At 74.0% G+C, this 17546-nt stretch carries 13 protein-coding genes and 5 pseudogenes; 11 read left to right on the forward strand and 7 right to left on the reverse strand.

The genetic code is table 11. The annotated features are described in order from the left end of the window. Positions 1-104: 104 nt before the first annotated feature. Positions 105-710: a GTP cyclohydrolase I FolE gene (gene folE / locus ABEB13_RS22960; RefSeq protein ID WP_100888990.1), complete on the forward strand. Its 606-nt coding sequence runs from the start codon at positions 105-107 to the stop codon at positions 708-710. Positions 711-754: 44 nt separating this feature from the next. Here the strand turns inward: folE and ABEB13_RS22965 are convergent, their stop codons facing one another. Continuing rightward, positions 755-1942, reverse strand: coding sequence for an alpha/beta hydrolase (locus ABEB13_RS22965; protein ID WP_345707008.1), 1188 nt, complete (start codon positions 1940-1942; stop codon positions 755-757). Positions 1943-2407: 465 nt separating this feature from the next. Here ABEB13_RS22965 and ABEB13_RS22970 point away from each other — a divergent pair, with 465 nt between their 5' ends. From ABEB13_RS22970 to ABEB13_RS23000, 7 genes and pseudogenes are all read left to right on the forward strand, one after another. Then, positions 2408-4201, forward strand: coding sequence for a phosphatidylglycerol lysyltransferase domain-containing protein (locus ABEB13_RS22970; protein ID WP_345709784.1), 1794 nt, complete (start codon positions 2408-2410; stop codon positions 4199-4201). 108 nt (positions 4202-4309) lie between these two features. Further along, a pseudogene (folP, locus tag ABEB13_RS22975) lies at positions 4310-5152 on the forward strand (dihydropteroate synthase); the annotation flags it as partial. A gap of 87 nt (positions 5153-5239) precedes the next feature. Next, a complete protein-coding gene (locus ABEB13_RS22980) occupies positions 5240-5716 on the forward strand; it encodes a nuclear transport factor 2 family protein (RefSeq protein ID WP_198524306.1) in 477 nt (158 codons plus the stop codon). Between the two features lie 203 nt (positions 5717-5919). Beyond that, positions 5920-6279 carry a dihydroneopterin aldolase gene (gene folB, locus ABEB13_RS22985; RefSeq protein ID WP_100892688.1) on the forward strand — a complete coding sequence of 120 codons (360 nt, stop codon included), beginning with the start codon at positions 5920-5922 and terminating at the stop codon, positions 6277-6279. Positions 6280-6320: 41 nt separating this feature from the next. Further along, entirely contained in the window at positions 6321-6920 is a 600-nt protein-coding gene (folK, locus tag ABEB13_RS22990; protein WP_345707009.1) for a 2-amino-4-hydroxy-6-hydroxymethyldihydropteridine diphosphokinase, read from the forward strand. A gap of 184 nt (positions 6921-7104) precedes the next feature. Beyond that, positions 7105-7596, forward strand: a complete 492-nt coding sequence (locus tag ABEB13_RS22995) for a DUF3180 domain-containing protein (RefSeq protein WP_345707010.1) — start codon at positions 7105-7107, stop codon at positions 7594-7596. Between the two features lie 144 nt (positions 7597-7740). After that, positions 7741-9042, forward strand: coding sequence for a hypothetical protein (locus tag ABEB13_RS23000; protein ID WP_345707011.1), 1302 nt, complete (start codon positions 7741-7743; stop codon positions 9040-9042). On the opposite strand, the pseudogene ABEB13_RS23005 reads toward ABEB13_RS23000, so the two are convergent. Further along, a pseudogene (locus ABEB13_RS23005) lies at positions 8991-9565 on the reverse strand (TerD family protein). The gene ABEB13_RS23000 and the pseudogene ABEB13_RS23005 overlap by 52 nt on opposite strands. A gap of 117 nt (positions 9566-9682) precedes the next feature. Continuing rightward, positions 9683-10170: pseudogene (locus tag ABEB13_RS23010) on the reverse strand (hypothetical protein). A gap of 96 nt (positions 10171-10266) precedes the next feature. Here ABEB13_RS23010 and arfB point away from each other — a divergent pair. Beyond that, positions 10267-10701: an alternative ribosome rescue aminoacyl-tRNA hydrolase ArfB gene (arfB, locus tag ABEB13_RS23015; protein ID WP_100888981.1), complete on the forward strand. Its 435-nt coding sequence runs from the start codon at positions 10267-10269 to the stop codon at positions 10699-10701. Positions 10702-10708: 7 nt separating this feature from the next. On the opposite strand, the pseudogene ABEB13_RS23020 reads toward arfB, so the two are convergent. Beyond that, positions 10709-11234 (reverse strand): annotated as a pseudogene (locus ABEB13_RS23020) (flavin reductase family protein). A 380-nt stretch (positions 11235-11614) separates the two neighbouring features. On the opposite strand from ABEB13_RS23020, the gene ABEB13_RS23025 reads away from it, so the two are divergent. Continuing rightward, positions 11615-13402 carry a GGDEF domain-containing protein gene (locus ABEB13_RS23025; RefSeq protein WP_345707012.1) on the forward strand — a complete coding sequence of 596 codons (1788 nt, stop codon included), beginning with the start codon at positions 11615-11617 and terminating at the stop codon, positions 13400-13402. Positions 13403-13493: 91 nt separating this feature from the next. Then, the gene (locus tag ABEB13_RS23030; RefSeq protein ID WP_345707013.1) at positions 13494-14456 is read left to right on the forward strand and encodes a carbohydrate-binding protein; all 963 of its coding nucleotides are present in this window, start codon (positions 13494-13496) and stop codon (positions 14454-14456) included. On the opposite strand, the gene ABEB13_RS23035 is transcribed toward ABEB13_RS23030, so the two are convergent. The 3 genes and pseudogenes from ABEB13_RS23035 to ABEB13_RS23045 all read right to left on the reverse strand — a co-directional run bounded on the left by ABEB13_RS23035 (position 14434) and on the right by ABEB13_RS23045 (position 17429). After that, complete coding sequence (locus ABEB13_RS23035; RefSeq protein WP_345707014.1) at positions 14434-15297, reverse strand: class II fructose-bisphosphate aldolase; 864 nt, start codon at positions 15295-15297, stop codon at positions 14434-14436. The genes ABEB13_RS23030 and ABEB13_RS23035 overlap by 23 nt on opposite strands. A 62-nt stretch (positions 15298-15359) precedes the next feature. Continuing rightward, a complete protein-coding gene (gene nagA, locus ABEB13_RS23040; protein ID WP_345707015.1) occupies positions 15360-16541 on the reverse strand; it encodes an N-acetylglucosamine-6-phosphate deacetylase in 1182 nt (393 codons plus the stop codon). Beyond that, positions 16538-17429: pseudogene (locus ABEB13_RS23045) on the reverse strand (ROK family protein). The gene nagA and the pseudogene ABEB13_RS23045 overlap by 4 nt, the downstream one beginning before the upstream one ends. Between the last annotated feature and the right edge of the window lie 117 nt (positions 17430-17546).

Raw genomic sequence — 17546 nt, forward strand, 5'->3', positions numbered from 1 at the left:
AATGAATGCCGCGCCGCCAGGGTTTGTACCCTGGAGGCGCGGCATTCGCGCTGTCCGGTGCGACGCCGCCCGTCCCTGTCACTCCGAAGCCAAGCGAGGCCCGCATGATCGACCCGGTGACTCTTGAGGGTGAGCCCGTCATCGGGCGGTTCGACCAGAAGCGGGCCGAGAACGCCGTTCGTGAGCTGCTGCTCGCGGTGGGCGAGGACCCGGACCGCGAGGGCCTGTTGGAGACCCCGGCCAGGGTGGCCCGGGCCTACCAGGAGATATTCGCGGGCCTGTGGCAGGAGCCGGAGGACGTCCTCACCACCACCTTCGACCTGGGCCACGACGAGATGGTGCTGGTCAAGGACATCGAGGTCTTCTCGACCTGCGAGCACCACCTGGTGCCGTTCCGCGGGGTCGCCCACGTCGGCTACATCCCGTCCACGAGCGGCAAGATCACCGGGCTGTCGAAGCTGGCCCGGCTGGTCGATGTCTACGCCCGCCGCCCCCAGGTCCAGGAGCGGCTGACCAGCCAGGTCGCCGACGCGCTGATGCGCATCCTGGAGCCGCGCGGCGCCATCGTCGTCGTCGAGTGCGAGCACATGTGCATGTCGATGCGCGGCATCCGCAAGCCCGGCGCCAAGACCATCACCTCGGCCGTCCGGGGCCAGCTGCGCGACCCGGCCACCCGCGCCGAGGCGATGAGCCTGATCGTCGCGAGGTAGCCGGGCCCCGGGGGCGCCGGACGGAGGGCCGCCGGGCCCCCGCCCTACGAGCGCGGCTCGCGGTCCTGCGGCGGGACGAGGTGGTCGCTCATCCACTCCAGGGCCGCGGGGAGCTCCCGCTGCCAGGTCTCGAAGCTGTGGCCGCCGTCCGGCAGGAACAGCGAGTCCACGTGGAACTCCGGGTGGTCGGCCTCGGCCGCCTTGGCCGCCGCCAGGAACGCCTCGGTCGCCGGGTAGTTGTCCTCGGTCCTGGTACTGACCACCAGCAGGTTGGCCGCCGGCGCCGGCATGTTCTTCAGCCGCCAGCCCAGGTCCGTCCGGCTGGCGGCCTGGGCGTCGCCGCCGAACAGGTCGCCGTCGGTCCACCGGTCGTTCGGCACCACGTAGTCGGCGGCCAGGCCGGCCGCGTTGGGGAAGACGTCCGGGTTGCGCATCGCCAGCCGCAGCGCGCAGCTGCCGCCGGTGGAGTAGCCGAGGATGCCCCAGGACGCGGCGGAGTGGCTCACCCGGTACGCCGAGCGCATCGCGGTCGGCAGGTCCTTGGTGAACCAGGTCTCCGAACGCGGCCCGCCGCCCGCCACGTCCACGCACTCCGTGTCGCGCGGCGGCGCGACGGTCGGCCGCGCCATCACGATCACCGTCGGCGAGATCCGCCCGCCGCGCTCCAGCTCGGAGGCGGTCTGCGGCAGTCTCAGCCCCTCCACCAGGTGGAGGGAGGGCCCCGGGTAGCCGCCGATCGCGAGCATCACCGGGAACCGTTCGCGCGCGTACTTCGGGATGAAGTACTCCGGCGGCAGGTAGACGAAGACCTGGTCCGACATGCCGGACTCCGGGCCGGTGACCTTCACCGAGTCGATCCGGCCGACCTCCTCCGGCTTGCCGGCCGGCAGCACGTCCTTGACCGTCTCGAGCCCGCCGTCGGTGGTCGGCTCGACCAGCTTCTCGTTGTCCGGCACCGCCCCCTTGGCGTGCTCGGAGCTGGTCAGCGCGAGCGCGGCCCCGCCGGGGTGCAGCAGGTCGTTCCAGGACGTGTAGAAGCTGTACGAGTTGTTGACCATGAGCGCCATCACAGCCAGCACGGAGACCTGAGTGACCGTCAGCAGGCAGAGCCGGCCGAGCATCGGCAGCGGCCGCTGGCGGGCCAGCCGGGGCCACAGCCAGAGCGTGGCGATCAGCGCCACGGCAGCGGTCGCAGTGAGTACGTACACCAGCGACCTGCTGGTCAGTTCCATGCCGGCGCCTTCCATCGGGCTGGGTGTGGGGCCAGGGTTCATCGTGCGTTCGTCGACGACCCGAGACCACCGGAGCTAGCCTGACCGGGCGTCGGAAGACACTGATGGCGCAGCTCTCGGCGCGTTGCAACCGAGGCCCTAGAATGCGGCGTCCACCGTGTGTGGATGCGCCTGCCACCGTCCTGCCGCGACGGCGCGATCCGTGCCCGAGCATCTGCCGCCCCACCGCCGCCCCGCGGCACCAGCCACCCGTCCCCCGGCCTCCCACGGCCCCGGAGGCACGCCGGCCTGCCCGCCGGCGAGTCCTTCTTGACCTGCGGATTGCCCGATCAAGGAATAGTCATGAAGGTTCATCACAACTCCTACTTCGGAGTGACAGGACGCGCCGGATCTGCCCGTACGCTGAGTTTCCATGAGCGTTCCCGTGTCCGTTGAGCCGTCGACCGAGCAGCCCGCCGCCGCGGGCTGCAGACGCTGCGCAACCAGGCGGCGGCCGTCCCCCGTGCCTGGCTGCCCGGGCTGGTGGGCTACGCCTGCCTCCTGATCGGCCTGCTGGACATCTGCAGCGCCGTCTTCCCGAAGCTTCGCCGCACCAGGATGCACACCGTCGCCGGGCAGCTCCCCGGGGCGACCACCACCCTCGCGGCGGTCGGCACCCTGATGGTCGGCGTCCTGCTGGTGCTGCTGGCGCACGCGCTGCGCCGCCGCAAGCGCCGGGCCTGGCGGGCCGTGTGCGTGCTGCTGCCCGTCGGCGCCGCCCTGCACATGCTGCGCTGGCACCAGCCCGGCCCGGGCGCGGTCTCGCTGGCGCTGTTCGTGGTGATCCTGATCCACCGCCGGGAGTTCTACGCCAAGGCCGACCCGCGCACCCGCTGGCGCGCGGCCGCCAACCTGGTCGTGATGGGCGCCTTCAGCGTGCTGCTCGGCCTGCTGATCGTGAGCGTCCACCCGAAGTCGGAGCTCGGCAACCCCACGCTCGTCCAGCGCCTGCAGGAGACGGTCTACGGCCTCTTCGGCTTCGACGGGCCGATCAGCTACGGCAGCGAGCGGATCACCGACCTCGTCGCGTACTCGCTCGGCGCGCTCGGCCTGCTGACCGCCTTCACCACCGGCTACCTGGCCCTGCGGCCGGAGAAGCCGGAGCCGGTGCTCACCGCGGAGGACGAGGTCCGGGTGCGCGAGCTGCTCGCCCGGCACGGGGAGCGCGACTCGCTCGGCTACTTCGCGCTGCGCCGCGACAAGAGCGTGCTGTTCTCGCCGTCCGGCAAGGCCGCGATCTCCTACCGCGTGGTGTCCGGCGTGATGCTCGCCTCCGGTGACCCGGTCGGCGACGTCGAGGCCTGGCCCGGCGCGATCAAGGTCTTCATGGCGGAGGCCCGCGAGCACGCCTGGGTGCCGGCCGTGATGGGCTGCAGCGAGGTCGGCGGCGAGGTCTGGACCCGCGAGGCGGGCCTGGACGCGCTGGAGCTCGGCGACGAGGCCATCGTCGACACCGCCACCTTCTCGCTGGCCGGCCGGGCCATGCGCAACGTCCGCCAGATGGTCAAGCGGATCGAGCGCAACGGGTACTCCTGCAAGGTCCGCCGGGTCGGCGAGCTCACCCTGGAGGAGAAGCGGCAGATCGCCGACGCCGCCGCCCGCTGGCGCGGCACCGACACCGAGCGCGGGTTCTCGATGGCCCTCGGCCGGTTCGGCGACGTCGGCGACGACGACTGCGTGGTGGTCACCGCCCACAAGGCGCCCGAGGAGGGCGAGCCGGCCGGCAGCGACCTCAAGGCCGTGCTGCACTTCGTCCCGTGGGGGCCGGACGGCATCTCGCTGGAACTGATGCGCCGCGACCGCGAGGCCGACCCCGGCCTCAACGAGCTGCTGATCGTCGCCGCCCTCCAGGAGGTGCCGGCGCTCGGCGTGCGCCGGGTCTCGCTGAACTTCGCGATGTTCCGCTCCGCCCTGGCCCGCGGCGAGCGGATCGGCGCGGGCCCGGTGCTGCGCGTCTGGCGCGGACTGCTGGTGTTCCTCTCCCGCTGGTTCCAGATCGAGTCGCTGTACAAGTTCAACGCCAAGTTCCAGCCCGACTGGGAGCCCCGCTTCCTGGTCTACAAGCAGACCCGGGACCTCCCGCGGATCGGCTTCGCGGCGATGCAGGCGGAGGCCTTCATCACCCTCGGCCTGCCCCAGTTCGGCCGCCGCCGGCCCCGTCCGGGCGCGCTGCCCGGCGACGGCAAGGCCACGCTGAGCACGGTCACCGAGGCGGCCTGAGCCGCACCCCGCAGCCGACGGCGACGGCGGGCCCCGGACTCCTCCGGCGGCCCGCCGTCGCCGTACCGGCCGCCCGTCCGCGCCCCCGGGTGGCTCGATAATGACGGTATGAACATCCCGCTGCCCGGCCTGCCCCACCTCGACCGCTGCGCCGTGATGGGCGTCGTCAACGTCACCCCCGACTCCTTCTCCGACGGGGGCCTGTGGCTCGATCCGGACGCCGCGGTGGCGCACGGCCTGCGGCTCGTCGCGCAGGGTGCCGACCTGATCGACGTCGGCGGCGAGTCCACCCGGCCGGGCGCGCAGCGGGTCACCGAGCAGGAGGAGCTGCGCCGGGTGGTGCCGGTCGTCGAGGCGCTCGCCGCGGCGGGCGCCGTGGTCTCCGTCGACACCATGCGGGCCAGGGTCGCCGCCGAGGCGGTCGCGGCCGGCGCGCGCCTGGTCAACGATGTCTCCGGCGGCCTCGCCGACCCGGGGATGGCCGCCGTGGTCGCCGACACCGGCGCACCCTTCGTGGTGATGCACTGGCGCGGCCAGTCCGCCGACATGGACGCGCTCGCCGTCTACGACGACGTGGTGGCCGACGTCACCGCCGAACTCACCGCCCGGATGGCCGTCCTGCTGGCTGCCGGCGTCAAGGAGGAGCAGCTCGTGCTCGACCCCGGGCTCGGCTTCGCCAAGACCGCCGAGCACAACTGGGCCCTGCTCGGCCGGCTCGACGCGCTCACCTCACTCGGGCGCCCCGTGCTCGTCGCGGCTTCGCGCAAGCGCTTCCTGGGTACGCTGCTCGCCAACCCGGAAACCGGGGAGCTGCGCCCGGCCAGGCAGCGCGACGACGCCACGGCGGCGGTCTCCGCGCTCTCGGCCCGGGCCGGCGCCTGGGCCGTCCGGGTGCACGACGTGGCCGGCACGGCCGACGCCGTACGAGTGGTCGCGGCCTGGCAGCAGGCCGCCCGAAGGGGTAGGCGTGGCAGCAGCCCGGCAGGAGGCACCGTGGGGCACGACGGCGAGGCGGGCGGTCCGACCGGAGGTGGCGCGGTGAGCGGCGAGGCGGCCCTGGAGGTCGACCGGGAGGCCGTCCTGGCGGCGAACCAGGCGCTCTACGAGGCGCTCGAGAACGGCGACCTGGAGGCCGTCGAACAGATCTGGCTGGGCGCGGGCGACGCCGACGACAAGGGTGGCGTGGTCTGCGTCCACCCCGGCTGGCCGGTGCTCCGCGGCCGCGCCCAGGTCACCCGGTCGTACATGCTGATCATGATGAACACGGAGTACATCCAGTTCTTCCTGACCGACGTCGAGTGCGAGGTGCAGGGCGATGTGGCCCTTGTCACCTGCACCGAGAACATCCTGTCCGGCGGAGAGGCCGAGGAGGAGGGCGAGCTGGGCCCGCTGGTGGGCGGCAAGGTCGTCTCCAGCAACCTCTTCCGGCGCACCCCCGACGGCTGGCGGCTCTGGTCCCACCACGGCTCACCCGTCCTGACCAGCGGCGACGACGAGGACGACGACGAGGAGTGACCCCGCGGCCGGGCCGGCGCCGAAACGCCGCCCCAGGGTCACGTCAAGTGCCGAACCGGCACGTGTGACCGCGCGTCGTGCCGGGTAAGCGCTCCGGGGTTGTCGCCGCCCGGGGGTAGATTCGACGGGTGGCGGGCGACGGTGCCCGCCTTCGCCCTGTCCTTGGCCGGGGCCGTCGTCCTCTGGGAGCAGTGATTCGTTTGCTGGACCGCGTCACTCTGCGGGGCCTGCGTGCCCGCGGGCACCACGGCGTCTTCGAGCGGGAGCGCGTCGAGGGCCAGACCTTCGTGGTCGACCTCGTGCTGTACCTGGACACCCGCCCGGCCGCCGCCGGGGACGACCTCACCCGCACCGCGCACTACGGCGTCATCGCCGAGGAGGTCACCGCGGTCATCGCCGGCGACCCGGTCGACCTGATCGAGACGCTCGCCCAGCGGATCGCCGACCGGTGCCTCACCCACGAGGCCGTGGAGGAGGTCGAGGTGACCGTCCACAAGCCGGACGCCCCGATCACCGTCCCGTTCGACGACGTCACCGTCACCATCCACCGGGGCCGCGCGTGACGCGCCCGCACCTCGCCCCCGAGCCGTAGAGGGATCCTGAGATGAGCACGAGCGACCCGACCGCCACGCCGACCACGTTCGACCTGGAGCGCCGGGTGGACAGTGCCGACTCCACCCTGCAGACCGTCCGGCACGCCGCCGTCGCCCTCGGCAGCAACCTCGGCAACCGCCTGGAGACCCTCCAGGGCGCCGTGGACGCGCTGGGGGACACCCCCGGGGTCCGGATCACCGCCGTCTCCGGCGTGTACGAGACGGACGCCGTCGGCGGCCCCGCCGACCAGCCCTCCTACTTCAACGCGGTCGTGGTGCTGCGCACCACCCTGCCGCCGCTGTCCCTGCTGGAGCGCGGCAACGCCGTCGAGGACGCCTTCGGCCGGGTCCGCGAGGTCCGCTGGGGCCCGCGCACGCTCGACGTCGACATCCTCGCCGTGGAGGGCGTCGTCAGCGACGACCCGAAGCTGCTGCTGCCGCACCCCCGTGCCCACGAGCGGGCCTTCGTCCTCGCCCCCTGGCTGGACGCCGACCCGCAGGCCGAGGTGGCCGGCCACGGCCCGGCCGCCGAACTCCTCAAGGGGCTCGGCGGCGAGGAGGCGCAGGGCGTCCGCCGCCGCGACGACCTCCGGCTGCGGCTGCCCGAGTAAGACCGCCCGACCCGCCCCGGCGCCGCTCCGTCCCTGGTCGGCGGCGGGGAACTTCCCTCGTTGCGGGCCGTCCGTACAGGTGGCGGGTGAGGCCGGGCCGGTACGGTGGCCTGGCACCGCCGCATCGCGACGGTCCGTCAGGGGCACACCCTCCGTCGCGTCCGTCGGGAAGGACAACCTCCGCGTGAAGCCGATCCGTCTCCGCCTGCTGCTCGGGATCACCGTGGTGGCGGGTGTGCTCTCCTGGGCCGGTGCCAAACTGTGGGGCTCCATGGGGAGTCTCCCCGGGGTGCCCGCCGCGGCGCCCGTGGTGCTCGCGGCGATCGCCGTGGTGCTGCTGGCCACCGCGATCTCGCTGCGTTCACGGCTGAAGGCCGTCCGGGAGCGCCAGCCCGGGGCGAAGGGCGTCGACCCGCTGCACGCGGCCCGCGCGGTGGTGCTCGCCCAGGCCAGTGCGCTGGTCTCGGCGGTCGTCACCGGCATCTACGCCGGGACGGGCGTCTTCCTGCTCGGCCAACTCGACATCGCCGCACGCCAGTCACAGGCCATCACGGCCGGCCTCGCGGTGCTGGCCGGGGCGGCCGTGATGGCCGCCGCCCTCTGGCTGCAGCACATCTGCAAGCTGCCCGAGGACCACGAGGGCCCCACTCACCCGGCAGCCCCCTCGCCGCGCTGACGCCCCGGCACCCCTCTCCCGCCACCCCCGTTCCACCGTCACGGGGGTGCCCGGAAAGGCGCGCCCCGTAGTTCCGACGGACTGTCAAGAGCCGAATGGGTGTCGAGGCTGACAGGGCCCCAATTCGCACGCTAGTTTCTTGGCATGTCTCGTGGACGCCACCGTCATTCCTCCGTCCTCGGCCGGTCCCTGCCCTCCGTCGCGACCGGTGTGCTGGTGCTCGCCGCGGTGGCCGCCCTGGTCGCCACGCCCGACGTGATGGTGGCCCGGTCGGTCGGCGTCGCCGCCGTGGTCGCGGCCGTCGGCCTCGGCCTGCTGCTGCGCCAGCGCGACCGCGCCGCCCGCGCCGCACTCCAGCTCGCCGCCACCCGGCGACTGCGCGCCGAGGAACGGTTCGAGGAACAGCTCGCCGAGGCCGAGTACGCGGCCGAGGTCGCCGAGGAGCGGGCCACCCGCTTCGGCCGGCGGCTGACCGCGGAGAAGTCCCGGCTCGCCAAGGCGGAGACCGAGATCGCCCGGCTGCTGCGCGAGCGCGCCGTGCTCGTCGCCGAGCAGGCCCTGCGCGAGGCCGAGACGACCAAGCGCGCCGCCGAGGCGGCCCGCCCCCGCTACCCCGCCAGCCCGGCCGCCTACGTGCGGGCCGGCGCCGCGCTGCGCACCCTGGAGCGCGACGCGGCCCGGGCCGAGGAGGCCCGCGAGGCCGTGGCCCGGGCCGACGAGTCCCGCCGGGCCGGCCAGGTGCAGGCGGAGGTGGAACTGCGTCCCCGGATGCCCCAGCCGGTGCCGGTGGCCCGGCCGCAGCAGGAACCCGTGAAGCCGGAGGCCGCGGTGGCGCGCCCGCCGCGGGCCGAGCTCGCTGCGCGGGCCACCCTGCCGGCCGGCCGGCAGCGCCCTGCGGGCCGCGGCCCGGGGTTCAGCTTCTTCGGCCGCCCGGCCACCGCCGCGGCCCTGCGGGCCGCCGTGCCGGCGCCCTCGGTGGGCGACCTGGCCGATGTGGTCGGCGACGAGGCCCTAGCCGAGAGCGAGCGCTACTCCGCCCAGCTGTCCCGCCCCGCGGCGGAGCCGGCCCGGCCCCCGTGGAGACCGAGGCCGAGCACAGCCGCCCCGAGGTGGTCGACCTCACGCCGCACGACGACACCGAGATGCTGCAACTGCTGGAGCTCCGCGCACAGCGGTCGTGATCTCGCCCGTTCGCCTCCGGGCGCTCTGGCCCGGCGCCGACGGTCGTCGCTCCGGCACTCCCTCCTTCGTCGGTCGCTTGTCGCTCCTCGCTTTCGACACCGGCGCGCCCTTCGGCTCGGGGGCGCCTGCACCCGCAACGAACGATGCCCGGGGCGGCCTGCCCCGGGCATCGTTCGTGGTGCTGCCGGCGCCGTCGGCGCCGGAGGGGTGCGTCAGACGTTGACGCCGAAGTCCTGGGCGATGCCCACCAGGCCGGAGGCGTAGCCCTGGCCGATGGCGCGGAACTTCCACTCGGCGCCGCTGCGGTACAGCTCGCCGAAGATCATGGCGGTCTCGGTCGCGGCGTCCTCGGAGAGGTCGTAGCGGGCGATCTCGGCGCCGCCCGCGGCGTTCAGCACGCGGATGTACGCGTTGCGGACCTGGCCGAAGGACTGGCCCCGGGTGACCGCGTCGTAGATCGAGACCGGGAAGGTGATCCGGGTGACGTCGGCCGGCAGCGCGGCCAGGTTGACGTTGATCTGCTCGTCGTCGCCGGAGCCCTCGCCCGTGCGGTTGTCGCCGGTGTGCACGACGGAGCTGTCCGGGGTGCTGGTGTTGTTGAAGAAGACGAAGTGACGGTCGGAGTACACCTTGCCGTCGTTGTTCAGCACGATCGCGCTGGCGTCGAGGTCGAACTCCGCGCCGGTGGTGGTGCGGACGTCCCATCCGAGGCCCACGGTGACGGCCGTCAGGCCGGGGCCTCCTTGGTCAGCGAGACGTTGCCACCCTTGGAGAGGCTCACGGGCATGGTGTGTGTGTCCCTTCGGTCGCTTTTGTTCGGAAGAACGCGGGTTGCGGGGGCCATGGTTCCAGGGCGGGCCGTGTTTCTCGCACGAACCGTCGCGGCGCGGCGGGTGCCGACCCGTCAGATCCGCGGGAAACGGGCCTGCACGGCCCAGATGTCCGGGTTGTCGGCCAGGCCGTCGTGCAGGTCGGTCAGGTCCGCCAGCACGTCCTGGAGGAAGTCGCGCGCCTCGCGCCGCAGCTCGGCGTGGCGGACGACGGCCGGCTCGGTGTCGCGCAGCCAGGTCGCGCCGATCTCCACCCAGCCGAAGCGGCGGGCGAACCGCAGCAGCTCGGTGTTCTGGGTGAAGTCGAGGTCGGCGCTCTGCACGGCGGAGGCCCGGCTGCCCTGCGGATCGCGGTCGAGCTGCTCCACGATGTCGCACAGCGCCCACGCGAAGTCCAGCACCGGGACCCATCCCCAGTCGGTGGACAGGTCGCGTCCGTCGGCCTCCAGATAGACGTCGCCGCAGAACAGGTCGTACCGCAGGCTGCGCACCCCGGCGCTGCGGTAGTCCGTCTGCGGGGGTCGGGGAAGCGGTTGGAGAGGGAGTAGCCGAGCTCGATCACCCGGCCATTGTCCCAGCCCGGCCGTCCGGTGCCGGGCGGGCCGTCCGCGGTGCATAACCGGGTGACCGGAGCCCCCGGGCGCGGGATGATGGGGGCATGTCCGAGCCCATCCGCGTACGGGGGTCGGTGGTCGTCCCCGACGCCGAGCTCGTCTGGCGCTTCTCGCGTTCCTCCGGCCCCGGCGGCCAGCACGTCAACACTTCCGACACCCAGGTCGAGCTCCGCTACGACCTGGCGGCCTCGGCCGCGCTGCCGCCGGTGTGGAAGGAGCGCGCCCTGGAGCGGCTCGCGAACCGGCTGGTGGACGGCCGGGTGCTGGTCGTCCGGGCGTCCGAGCACCGTTCGCAGTGGCGCAACCGCGAGGTGGCCGCGGCGCGGCTGGCCTCGCTGCTCGGCGAGGCGACGGCGCCGCCGCCGAAGGCCCGCCGGGCCACCAAGCCGAGCCGCGGGATGATCGAGCGGCGGCTGACGAACAAGCGGCACCGTGCGGAGCTGAAGCAGGGCCGCAACCGGGTCCGCGGCACCGAGTGACGCCCGGTCAGCCCAGCCGGCGGTAGTCTCCGCGGAAGTAGAGCAGCGGCCGCCCGGCCGGCCCGGGCACGGCCGCGTGCAGCACCCGCCCGACCACCAGGACGTGGTCGCCCGCCGTGACGCGCTGTTCGGTGCGGCACTCCACGGTCGCCAGCGCGCCCTCGACCAGGGGGATCCGGAGTGCTCGCCGCGCCGGTGGGGGTGTCGGCGAACAGCAGCCGGTCGCTGAGCCGGCCCTTCATCGCGAACCGCGAGGCCAGCGTGCGGTGCTCCTCGCCGAGCAGGGAGACCGCCCAGGTGCCGGCCCGGGCGAGCACGTCGTCCATCCGGGAGTCCTCGCGCACCGACACCAGCACCAGCGGCGGGTCGAGCGACACCGACAGGAACGAGGTCGCCGTCATCCCCACGTCGTCGCCGTCCTCGGGGTCGTGGGCGGTGACCAGGGCCACCCCGGCGGCCAGCTGGGAGAGGGCGGCCCGGAACTCGTCGGGGCTCGCGGCGGGGGCTCGGGAGGGCTGAGGGGAGCTGTACACGTACCGCACGGTAGCCCGCCGACGGCCGTGGCGGCATCGGGCCCTGGTCGTAGGACCGCGGACCCGCGGGTTGGCGCGGAGTACGCCGGCCGTTCACTCCCGGCGGGAACGGCGGGGTCTCACGGGCCGGGGACGGCGGTCGGCGCGGAGGCCGGCCGACGGGTCGTCAGATTCCCGGGGGAGGGGGTGATATCGGGGAATGTCCGGGTTTCCGCTCCCTGAACTGGGTATGGGCACGCCCATGTTGTGTGATTTAAGTCACAAGTGACGACGTATTGCTGACCGAGCGTGCCTATCGCTGTGCTCGCTGTGATTCAGTTTCTTCTGGCAATCGGACGATAACCATCACCGCCAATCCGAAGCAGCCGGGGAGCCCCCGCATGGAAGCCGAGTCGGAGCCCTACGTCCGCCTCGCGACCCTCCGCACCTTGCACCGGGTCGTGGCGGACCTCAACGCTGCCCGCAGCCTGGCCGGCACCCTGCAGGCCGTGGTCGAGGGCGCGGTGCACGGGCTCGGGTTCGACGCCGCCGCGGTGAGCCTGGTGCGACCGGACGGCGATCTGGTGGTGGCCGCCGTCTGGGAGGTCGAGGAGAGCGGGGTGGGCGGCCCCGCCGTGCTGCTCGGCCAGGTCGGCCCGCGCGAGTCCTGGGACCGGATGCTCAGCGTCAGCGACCACTGGGGCACCCTGCGCTTCCTGCCGTACGACCGGGGCTGGGCGGTCGGCACCGACGTGCCGACCTGGACGGGCGACGGCCCGCTGCCGATCTACGCCAACGACTGGCATCCCCGCGACTTCCTGTTCGCCCCGATGTACAGCGCCGGCGGCGACCTGCTCGGGGTGCTCTCGGTGGACCGCCCGCGCAGCGGCAAGCGGCCGGGCGCCTGGACGCGGGAGGCCCTGGAGATGTTCTCCCTGCAGGCCTCCATCGCGATAGGCAACGCCCGGCTGCGGGCCGAGATGCAGCGTGCGCTGGCCCGGCTGGAGAAGGAGCAGCAGGCCCTGCGGGCCAGCGAGGAGAGCTTCCGCCAGGCCTTCGAGTACGCGCCCAGCGGGATGGCCATCACCGAACTGCACGGCGCCGGGCGCGGCCAGCTGACCCGGGTCAACGACGCCCTCTGCCGGCTGCTCGGCCGCCCGCGGGCGACGCTGCGCCAGCAGAGCTTCGCCGACCTCGTCCACCCGGAGGACCTCGCACTGCTGCAGCGCACTAGCGCCGAGGGCGGCCGGGCCGAGCTCCGGCTCTCCCGCCGGGACGGCGGCTACCAGTGGGTCTGCCTGCGCAACTCGGTCGTCGCGGACGCCGCCGAGGGCCCGAGCTTCCTGCTCACCCACGTCGAGGACATCGAGGACCGCAAGCGCCACGAGCTCCAGCTCGCCCACCGGGCCAGCCACGACGCACTGACCGGCCTGCCCAACGGCGCGGAGCTGCGCACCCGCCTCGGCCGCCGGCTCTGCGCCCTGCCGCAGGGCCACGGCGCCGCCGCCGGGTACGGCTCCGCCTTCGCGGCCTCCGGGCTCCCGCTCGGCGCGCACGCCGCCTTCGAGGGTGCCGCGTCGTCCTCCCCGATGCATGCCTACGGCTCCGCCGAGGCGGCGCTGGAGCGGGACGTGGCGGCGTTCGCCGGCGGCCCGCTGGGCCACGGCGACCTCCGTCCGGCCCACGTGCACGCCGTGGTGCCCGTGGAGCCCCCGGAGGACGCCGAACCGTGGAGCCCGGGGCACCGGACGCCGCCGATCGCCGACAAGGGCCTGGCGGTGCTCTTCTGCGATCTGGACGGCTTCAAGTCGATCAACGACCGGTTCGGCCACAACGCCGGTGACGCGGTGCTCATCGAGGTGGCCCGCCGGCTCCAGCAGGCCGTCCGGGAGGGCGACACCGTCGCCCGGCTCGGCGGCGACGAGTTCGTGGTGCTGGCCGACGGCATCGGACGGCAGGAGGCCAAGGACCTCGCGGGGCGGCTGCGCAACGCGATCATCCCGCCGATGCGGATCGACAACCGGGGGATGCGGGTCGGGGTGAGCCTCGGCATCGGATGGGCCGGCTGCGGGATGTCCATCGAGGAGGTCCTGCACGCGGCCGACGAGCGGATGTACGACGAGAAGCGGGCCCGTGGAGGTTCGGTGCGCGGTACGCGCGGGGAGCGGTCCCACCGCCGTGCCGGGTAGTCCCGGCCGCACCGGCGTGCCCCGCGGCCGCCGAGGTTAGGTAGGGTTCCCCCGGTACGAGCGTCCATCATCTGCCCGGGGAGTGAGCACCGTGACCACGGACGGCAGCAACGGCGCGCCCGAGGGCGCGGGAGACGACGACCCGTTCGGCTATCTGTACCGGCCGGCCGACGGCTCTGCCGCGCCGAGCCAGCCGCGCAGCTCGTACAACCGCCCGATGGAGGTCGGCCGCGCCCAGTACGGGCAGCAGCCCGCCCAGGCGCAGCAGCCCTACGGGGCCCCTCAGCAGTCGTACGGCCAGGCGCCGTACGGGCAGCAGCAGCCCGGCCGGCAGCAGTCCGGCGCCGGCACCCTGCCGACCGCGCCGCTGCCCCAGCAGAGCCGCTACGCCGAGCGTTCCCGGCCGCAGCCGGGCGACGAGCGGCCGGGCGGCGGCCGTGGCAAGGGCGCCGTGATCGGCGCGGTCGCGGTGGTCGCGGCCGTCGCGATCGGCATCGGCATCGCCCTGTCCACCGGTGACCCGGGCGGCAAGGCCAAGACCGGCGCGGGCGCCCGCAGCAGCGCACCGGCCGCACCCAGCAGCGCGGCCCCGGCCTCGCCGTCCGCCGCGGCCAGCCCGTCGGCGGACACCGAGCCGATCGCCGACGCCGGCAAGCTCCAGGCCCAGAACGCCCCGGTGGCGAGCACCGTCAAGGGCGCCGTCTCGGCCGACGGCAGCTACCTGGCGCTGCAGGGCGGCTCCACCGTCACCTGGACGGTCGTGGCGCCGTCGGCCGGCCAGTTCAAGTTCTGGCTGCACTTCAACAACACCGCCACCGACCAGCCCGCGCAGGTCACCGTCAACGGCAAGGACCACCCGGGCGGCGTGACCTTCAAGAACTACTCCAAGGGCAACACCGACCCGAACCGGGCCTGGTACAGCACCAACATATGGCCGCAGCTGCAGGCCGGGAGCAACACCCTCACGGTGACCCTCCCGGCCGGGAGCAGCGGCATCCTGCTCGACCAGGTCGCGCTGACCGACATGTCGGTCAGCGACTACCCGAAGAGCTGACCAGCGCGGCGAGCCGGGCGACCGCCTCGGCCATCGCGGCGCGGCCCGCGGCGAGGTAGCGCCGCGGGTCGGTGACCCGCTCGTCCTCGGCCAGGTGCCGGCGGACGGCGGGCGTGAAGGCGGTGTTCAGCGCCGTCCCGATGTTGACCTTCACCAGGCCGGCCGCGATGCCGGCCGCCAGCTCCTCGTCGGGCACGCCCGAACTGCCGTGCAGCACCAGCGGAACGGGCGAGGCGGCGGCCAGCCGGGCGATCAGGGCGTGGTCCAGGGCCGCGGTGCGGGTGGTCATCGCGTGCGAGCTGCCCACCGCGACGGCGAGCGCGTCCACACCGGTGTCGGCGACGTAGCGGGCGGCCTCGGCCGGGTCGGTCCGGGCGCCGGGGGCGTGCGGGGAGAGCGGCGGCTCGCCGTCCTTGCCGCCCACCCGGCCGAGTTCGGCCTCCAGGTGGAGCCCGTGCCGGTGCGCCCAGGCCGCCGCCTCGGCGGTGGACTTGACGTTGTCGTCGTGCGGCAGCCGGGAGGCGTCGTACATCGCGGAGGAGAACCCGGCGCCCGGTGCGGCGTGCAGCAGGTCGAGGTCCTCGACGTGGTCGAGGTGGAGCGAGAGCGGCACCCGGGCCGCGGCCGCGACCTCGGCGCAGGCCCGGGCCAGCGGCAGCAGCCGGCCGCCGTGGTAGCGGACGGCGTTCTGACTGATCTGCAGCACGGCGGCGGTGCCGACCCGTTCGGCGCCGTCCGCGATCGCCTCGGCGTGCTCCAGGCTGATCACGTTGAAGGCGGGCAGGCCGCGGCGGGCGGCCGCGGCGGCGGCGAGCAGGTCGGCGGTGGCGGCAAGTGGCATGGCTGTCCCCAGGAGGTGAGTGACGGGACGCAGTACCGCCACTCACCCCCGGTGGGACGGGGTCAGACCGAGACGGTCCTGACGAGGCGGTCGGCGCCGGTGATCCATTCGCCGCGGCGCATCACCGCGACGAGGTCGTACGTGTCGGAGTCGAGGACGACGAGGTCGGCGTACTTGCCGGCCTCCAGCGACCCGATGGAGTCCGCCAGCCCGAGGAGCCGGGCCGGTACGGCGGACAGGGACTCGACGGCCTGCCCGAGGGTCAGGCCGTTGACGGTGACGGAGCGCCGGAACGCCACGTCGAGGGTGAGGGTGGAGCCCGCGATGGAGCCGCCCTCGACGAGCCGGGCGACGCCGTTCTCGACCCGGACCTGGAGCGGCCCGAGCGGGTACAGGCCGTCGCCCATGCCGGCCGCGCCCATCGCGTCGGTGATCAGCGCGACCCGTGCGGCGCCGGCCGTGCCGTACGCCAGGTCGAGCACCGAGGGGTGCAGGTGGACGCCGTCGTTGATGAGCTCGACGGTGACCCGCTCGTCCTCCAGCAGGGCGACGATCGGGCCGGGGTCGCGGTGCTGGATGCCCGGCATCGCGTTGAACAGGTGGGTGGCGACGGTGGCGCCGGCCTCGATGGCCTCCAGCGTCTTGCCGTAGTCGGAGTCGGTGTGGCCGACCGCCGCGATCACGCCGAGGTCGGCGAGCATCCGCACCGACTCCAGGCCGCCGGGCAGCTCGGGGGCGAGCGTGACCATCCGGGCGTGGCCGCGGGCCGCGTCGACGACCTTGCGCACCAGCGCCGGGTCGGGGTCGCGCAGCAGGTCCGGGCGGTGCGCCCCGCAGCGCCCGGGGGAGATGAACGGGCCCTCGAAGTGGACGCCGGCCAGCACCCCGTCCTCGACGAGTTCGGACAGCACGGCCGCCTGCCGGCACACCTCGTCGATCTCACCGGTGACGGTGGAGGCGACCGTGGTGGTGGTGCCGTGCTCCAGGTGGGTACGGGCGGCCAGCAGTGCCTCCTCGGCCACCCCGGAGGCGTACGAGGCGCCGCCGCCGCCGTGCACGTGGAGGTCGACGAAGCCCGGGACGACGGTGCGCCCGGTCAGGTCGAGGTCGTCCGGTCCGACGTCGGCGCCGGTCGAGACGGCGGAGATCCGGCCGCCGTCGACGGCGATCCGGCCGTTCTCGACGACGACGCCGCCCGGCAGGACGAGTCTGGCTCCGGCCAGTGCAGTACGGTCCGCGGTCACGCGGTCACCTCCATGGAGAGCAGATCCCAGGCGAGCAGACCCGCTCCCAGGGACGCGGCGGTGTCTCTGAGCATGGCCGGGACGACCTCGGGCGGCATCTGGAAGGTCAGCCGCTCGCTCACCGCCTTGCGCAGGGGTGTGAAGAGGGTGTCACCGGCCTCGGCGAGACCGCCGCCGACGATCACCGTGGAGGGGTCGAGCAGGCTCTGCGCCAGCACGATCCCGTCCGCCAGGGCGTCCACCGCGTTCTGCCAGATCTCCGCCGCCCGCCCGTCGCCGTTCTCGACCGCGACGGCGCAGGCCGCCGCGTCCGCGTCCGGGTCGCCGGTGGCCGTCGCCCAGGCCCGGGAGACCGCCGAGGCCGAGGCCAGGGTCTCCAGGCAGCCGTGGGCGCCGCAGCCGCAGAGCGGTCCGCCGGGGCGGACCACCACGTGGCCGATCTCGCCGCCGTAGCCGTGCGCGCCCGCCTCGATCCGTCCGCCGATCCCGATGGCGCCGGCGATGCCGGTGCCGAGGGCGATGAACAGGAAGCGGTCGACGCCGCGGCCGGCGCCGATCCGTCCCTCGGCGAGCCCGCCGGAGCGGACGTCGTGGCCGAGGGCGACCGGCAGGCCGCCGAGCCGCTCGCCGAGCAGCTTGCGCAGGGGCAGGTCCCGCCAGCCGAGGTTGGCGGAGAAGACCGCGATCCCGTTCTTCTCGTCGATCGTCCCCGGGACGGCGACGCCCGCGGCAGGGGGCGCACCCGTGGCGGGTGCGGCCCTCGTCCGCCAGGTCGGCGGCGAAGTCGAGGATGGCGGCGACCACGGCGTCCGTGCCGTGCTCCCGCCCGGTCGGTCGGCGTGCCTCGAACAGCACGGAGCCGTCCTGGGCGAGCAGCGCGGCCTTCATGCCGGTGCCGCCCACATCGAGTGCGATGACGTGCTTCACGGGGGACAGTCTCCCTTGACCTGGTCGAAGAGGTCTAGTCCAGTTGCGTGATTGGTCTGGTCCATGGAGGTGAGGTTT

Origin of the sequence: Kitasatospora paranensis (genome assembly GCF_039544005.1) — a bacterium.
GTDB classification, from domain to species: Bacteria; Actinomycetota; Actinomycetes; order Streptomycetales; family Streptomycetaceae; genus Kitasatospora; species Kitasatospora paranensis.

What these genes read in the sequence shown, in the direction of transcription:
- folE (WP_100888990.1), top strand. Translation starts at nt 105, where the DNA reads ATGATCGACCCGGTGACTCTTGAGGGTGAGCCCGTCATCGGGCGGTTC.
- arfB (WP_100888981.1), top strand. Translation starts at nt 10,267, where the DNA reads ATGTCCGAGCCCATCCGCGTACGGGGGTCGGTGGTCGTCCCCGACGCC.
- ABEB13_RS23000 (WP_345707011.1), top strand. Translation starts at nt 7,741, where the DNA reads ATGTCTCGTGGACGCCACCGTCATTCCTCCGTCCTCGGCCGGTCCCTG.
- folK (WP_345707009.1), top strand. Translation starts at nt 6,321, where the DNA reads ATGAGCACGAGCGACCCGACCGCCACGCCGACCACGTTCGACCTGGAG.
- ABEB13_RS23035 (WP_345707014.1), bottom strand. Translation starts at nt 15,297, where the DNA reads ATGCCACTTGCCGCCACCGCCGACCTGCTCGCCGCCGCCGCGGCCGCC.
- ABEB13_RS23025 (WP_345707012.1), top strand. Translation starts at nt 11,615, where the DNA reads ATGGAAGCCGAGTCGGAGCCCTACGTCCGCCTCGCGACCCTCCGCACC.
- ABEB13_RS22965 (WP_345707008.1), bottom strand. Translation starts at nt 1,942, where the DNA reads ATGGAACTGACCAGCAGGTCGCTGGTGTACGTACTCACTGCGACCGCT.